Raw genomic sequence first — 5305 nt, 5'->3', positions numbered from 1 at the left:
ATTTATTTGAGTATAAGGCACAAAAAAACCCTTCATAAATAAATATGAAGGGTTCTCTAAAAAGGCGACGACCTACTCTCCCACAATGTAGTACCATCGGCGCAAATGGGCTTAACTTCTCTGTTCGGAATGGTAAGAGGTGAGCCCCATCGCTATAATCACCTTAAATCTTTCGGTGTATGTAGTAGTAACTACTTAACCGTATAAAATAACATATTGAAAAAATGATTCATGAAAATCTGTATTGAACTTTATAAAAAACAGGCGTACAATAAGCCTATGGGTTATTAGTATCACTCGGCTATGACATTACTGCCTTTACACCTATGACCTATCAACGTAGTCATCTCCTACGACCCTTTAAAGAAATCTCATCTTGTGGTGGGTTTCGCGCTTATATGCTTTCAGCGCTTATCCCTTCCCAACGTAGCTACTCTGCAATGCTCCTGGCGGAACAACAGATACACCAGAGGTTAGTCCAACTCGGTCCTCTCGTACTAGAGTCAGATCCACTCAAATTTCTAACGCCCACTGTAGATAGAGACCGAACTGTCTCACGACGTTCTGAACCCAGCTCGCGTGCCACTTTAATGGGCGAACAGCCCAACCCTTGGGACCTTCTCCAGCCCCAGGATGTGACGAGCCGACATCGAGGTGCCAAACCCCCCCGTCGATATGAGCTCTTGGGGGAGATCAGCCTGTTATCCCCGGCGTACCTTTTATCCTTTGAGCGATGGCCCTTCCATACGGAACCACCGGATCACTATGCTCTTGTTTCCAACCTGATCGACTTGTAGGTCTCTCAGTCAAGCACCCTTATGCCATTGCACTCTACGCACGATTACCAACCGTGCTGAGGGTACCTTTAGAAGCCTCCGTTACTCTTTTGGAGGCGACCACCCCAGTCAAACTACCCACCAAGCACTGTCCCTTCATTGAAGGTTAGACTCTAGACAAGCAAAGGGTGGTATTTCAACAATGACTCCACAACGCCTAGCGACGCCGCTTCAAAGTCTCCCACCTATCCTACACATTACTTATCCAAAACCAATACTAAGCTATAGTAAAGGTGCACGGGGTCTTTTCGTCCCACAGCGGGTAATCGGCATCTTCACCGATACTACAATTTCACCGAGCTCATGGCTGAGACAGTGTCCAGATCGTTGCACCATTCGTGCAGGTCGGAACTTACCCGACAAGGAATTTCGCTACCTTAGGACCGTTATAGTTACGGCCGCCGTTTACTGGGGCTTCATTTGAGATCTTCGCCGAAGCTAAACCCTCCACTTAACCTTCCAGCACCGGGCAGGTGTCAGGCCATATACGTCATCTTTCAATTTAGCATAGCCCTGTGTTTTTGATAAACAGTCGCCTGGACCTTTTCACTGCGGCCACCCCGAAGGGTGGCGACCTTTCTCCCGAAGTTACAGGTCTATTTTGCCTAGTTCCTTAGCCATGAATCTCTCGAGCTCCTTAGAATTCTCATCCCAACTACCTGTGTCGGTTTAGGGTACGGGCTGCTTCTCTCGCTTTTCTTGGAAGTCGATTTGCTAGATTATCACCGCGACCGTAGTCTTAGTGTACTATCGGGGGGTTACCCCTCCCTTCAACGCACAATTCCGTCTGTGCGCACTAACTTTTCGCCTCCGTCACTTTTAATGAGAGCAGGTACAGGAATATTAACCTGTTGTCCATCCACTACCCCTTTCGGGTTCGCGTTAGGTCCCGACTAACCCTCAGCTGATTAGCATAGCTGAGGAAACCTTAGTCTTTCGGAGTGCGGGTTTCTCGCCCGCATTATCGTTACTTATGCCTACATTTTCTTTTGTAGCTACTCCAGCATCCCTCACAGAACACCTTCAACGCCACTACAATGCTCCCCTACCACTTTTACAAGTCCATAGCTTCGGTAATATGTTTATGCCCGATTATTATCCATGCCGAACCGCTCGACTAGTGAGCTGTTACGCACTCTTTAAATGAATGGCTGCTTCCAAGCCAACATCCTAGCTGTCTAAGCAGTTCAACCTCGTTTTTTCAACTTAACATATATTTTGGGACCTTAGCTGATGGTCTGGGTTCTTTCCCTTTCGGACATGGACCTTAGCACCCATGCCCTCACTGCTGATTAACATTTTATAGCATTCGGAGTTTGTCAGGAATTGGTAGGCGGTGAAGCCCCCGCATCCAATCAGTAGCTCTACCTCTATAAAACTATAAATCAACGCTGCACCTAAATGCATTTCGGGGAGTACGAGCTATTTCCGAGTTTGATTGGCCTTTCACCCCTACCCACAGGTCATCCGAAGACTTTTCAACGTCAACCGGTTCGGTCCTCCACTATATGTTACTATAGCTTCAACCTGCCCATGGGTAGATCACACGGTTTCGCGTCTACCACTACTAACTAAAGCGCCCTATTCAGACTCGCTTTCGCTACGGATCCGTGACTTAATCACTTAACCTTGCTAGCAACGGTAACTCGTAGGCTCATTATGCAAAAGGCACGCCGTCACCCCAAAGGGCTCCGACCGCTTGTAAGCGTATGGTTTCAGGATCTATTTCACTCCCTTATTCAGGGTTCTTTTCACCTTTCCCTCACGGTACTAGTTCACTATCGGTCTCTCAGGAGTATTTAGCCTTATCGGATGGTCCCGACTGATTCATACAGGATTACTCGTGTCCCGCACTACTCAGGATACTGCTATCTTACTGCTCTTTACTTATACGGGACTATCACCCTCTTTGGTTAGTCTTTCCAAACTATTCTAATTCATTACAGCTCAAATATTGCAGTCCTACAACCCCACAAATGCCGTAACATTTATGGTTTGGGCTAATCCGCGTTCGCTCGCCACTACTAACGGAATCACTATTGTTTTCTTCTCCTCCGGGTACTTAGATGTTTCAGTTCTCCGGGTTTGCTCACCTTACGGTGTAACATGTCTTCAACATGCTGGGTTGCCCCATTCGGATATCTGCGGATCAAATTGTATGTGCCAATCCTCGCAGCTTTTCGCAGCTTATCACGTCCTTCATCGCCTCTGAGAGCCTAGGCATTCCCCATACGCTCTTATTTAGCTTATTGTACTATTTGCTTTTTAATGAGTTCTACTAAAAATATTAATAAATTAATATCCTTAATATTATATATAATTATGAAATAAATTTCATATTATTTTTCATGTATCTTTTTTCAATATGTCAATGAACGTTTCCAGTATCTAAACTGATCGTGGAGAATATCGGAGTCGAACCGATGACCTCCTGCGTGCAAGGCAGGCGCTCTAGCCAGCTGAGCTAATCCCCCATATAGGAATCCCGAATGTTCTATTCAGAATTACTTATTTAGAATTGACAACTTCTAGAATTTCCTTTAATTATAGTAGTTAGTAGTCTCAGGCAGACTCGAACTGCCGACCTCTACATTATCAGTGTAGCGCTCTAACCAGCTGAGCTATGAGACTCTACTATAATAGATTTTAAATTAACAGCAGGAGAATAAACTATCTTAATTACTTTAATACTCTTTAATCGTCTTTCTCTAGAAAGGAGGTGTTCCAGCCGCACCTTCCGGTACGGCTACCTTGTTACGACTTAGCCCTAGTTACCGATTTTACCCTAGGCCGCTCCTTACGGCGACGGACTTCAGGCACTCCCAGCTTCCATGGCTTGACGGGCGGTGTGTACAAGGCCCGGGAACGTATTCACCGCATCATGGCTGATATGCGATTACTAGCGATTCCAGCTTCACGGAGTCGAGTTGCAGACTCCGATCCGAACTGTGATAGGGTTTATAGATTCGCTCCTGGTCGCCCAGTGGCTGCTCTCTGTCCCTACCATTGTAGCACGTGTGTAGCCCAGGACGTAAGGGCCGTGATGATTTGACGTCATCCCCACCTTCCTCACAGTTTGCACTGGCAGTCTTGTTAGAGTTCCCGACATGACTCGCTGGCAACTAACAACAGGGGTTGCGCTCGTTATAGGACTTAACCTGACACCTCACGGCACGAGCTGACGACAACCATGCAGCACCTTGTAAATTGTCCGAAGAAAAAACTATCTCTAGTCCTGTCAATCTACATTTAAGCCCTGGTAAGGTTCCTCGCGTATCATCGAATTAAACCACATGCTCCACCGCTTGTGCGGGCCCCCGTCAATTCCTTTGAGTTTCATTCTTGCGAACGTACTCCCCAGGTGGGTCACTTATCACTTTCGCTTAGCCACTCAAACCGAAGTTCGAACAGCTAGTGACCATCGTTTACGGCGTGGACTACCAGGGTATCTAATCCTGTTCGCTCCCCACGCTTTCGTCCATCAGTGTCAGTATATTATTAGTAATCTGCCTTCGCAATTGGTATTCTATGTAATATCTATGCATTTCACCGCTACACTACATATTCTAACTACTTCATAATAACTCAAGATAACCAGTATCAAAGGCAATTCTACAGTTGAGCTGCAGGATTTCACCTCTGACTTAATTATCCACCTACGGACCCTTTAAACCCAATGATTCCGGATAACGCTTGGATCCTCCGTATTACCGCGGCTGCTGGCACGGAGTTAGCCGATCCTTATTCTTACAGTACCGTCAAGCTGCTACACGTAGCAGTGTTTCTTCCTGTATAAAAGCAGTTTACAACCCATAGGGCAGTCTTCCTGCACGCGGCATGGCTGGATCAGAGTTGCCTCCATTGTCCAATATTCCTCACTGCTGCCTCCCGTAGGAGTCTGGTCCGTGTCTCAGTACCAGTGTGGGGGATCCCCCTCTCAGGGCCCCTACCTATCGTTGCCATGGTGTGCCGTTACCACACCATCTAGCTAATAGGACGCATAGTCATCTCCTACCGTAATCTTTAATGCAGTCTTGATGCCAAGTCTGCATACTATAAGGTATTAATCCAAATTTCTCTGGGCTATCCCTTAGTAAGAGGTAGATTCTATACGCGTTACGCACCCGTTCGCCGGTCGTCATCTGTGCAAGCACAATGTTACCCCTCGACTTGCATGTGTTAAGCCTGCCGCTAGCGTTCATCCTGAGCCAGGATCAAACTCTTCATCGTTAAATTTTAAAGTCTTTCGACTAATATGCTTAACAATTAAAGAAATATCTAGTACTCTAAAATGGCTTATTCTCTTGTTTGAACCTAATCGTTTCCAATTAAATTCTTACGCTGTCAATTCAATATGTTTATGAACTTTTTTCTCTGTCTCTTAAGATGTTATTTCCTTAAGCGGGTGCAAATATAATTCGCTTTTTTAAATCCCACAAGCTTTATTTAAAAAGATTTGAATCTTTTTT

2 tRNA genes and 3 rRNA genes are annotated in these 5305 nt (G+C 45.8%); all 5 read right to left on the bottom strand.

Going from position 1 to position 5305, the window contains the following annotated elements:
* Positions 1 to 59: 59 nt before the first annotated feature.
* Positions 60 to 166, bottom strand: a 5S ribosomal RNA gene (rrf, locus tag BMZ09_RS15900).
* A 101-nt stretch (positions 167 to 267) separates the two neighbouring features.
* Positions 268 to 3088 (bottom strand): 23S ribosomal RNA (locus tag BMZ09_RS15895).
* Between the two features lie 148 nt (positions 3089 to 3236).
* Positions 3237 to 3310: transfer RNA gene (locus tag BMZ09_RS15890), tRNA-Ala, on the bottom strand.
* A gap of 83 nt (positions 3311 to 3393) precedes the next feature.
* A tRNA-Ile gene (locus BMZ09_RS15885) sits at positions 3394 to 3467 on the bottom strand.
* A gap of 81 nt (positions 3468 to 3548) precedes the next feature.
* Positions 3549 to 5066: ribosomal RNA gene (locus BMZ09_RS15880) — 16S ribosomal RNA — on the bottom strand.
* Together the 16S, 23S and 5S rRNA genes with 2 tRNA genes alongside form the textbook arrangement of a ribosomal RNA operon.
* Positions 5067 to 5305 lie beyond the last annotated feature (239 nt).

It is taken from the genome of Olleya namhaensis, from assembly GCF_900114005.1.
Classification (GTDB): Bacteria; Bacteroidota; Bacteroidia; order Flavobacteriales; family Flavobacteriaceae; genus Olleya; species Olleya namhaensis.
Note: the sequence above shows the minus strand (reverse complement) of the source record. Positions and strands in the feature narration are given on the sequence as shown.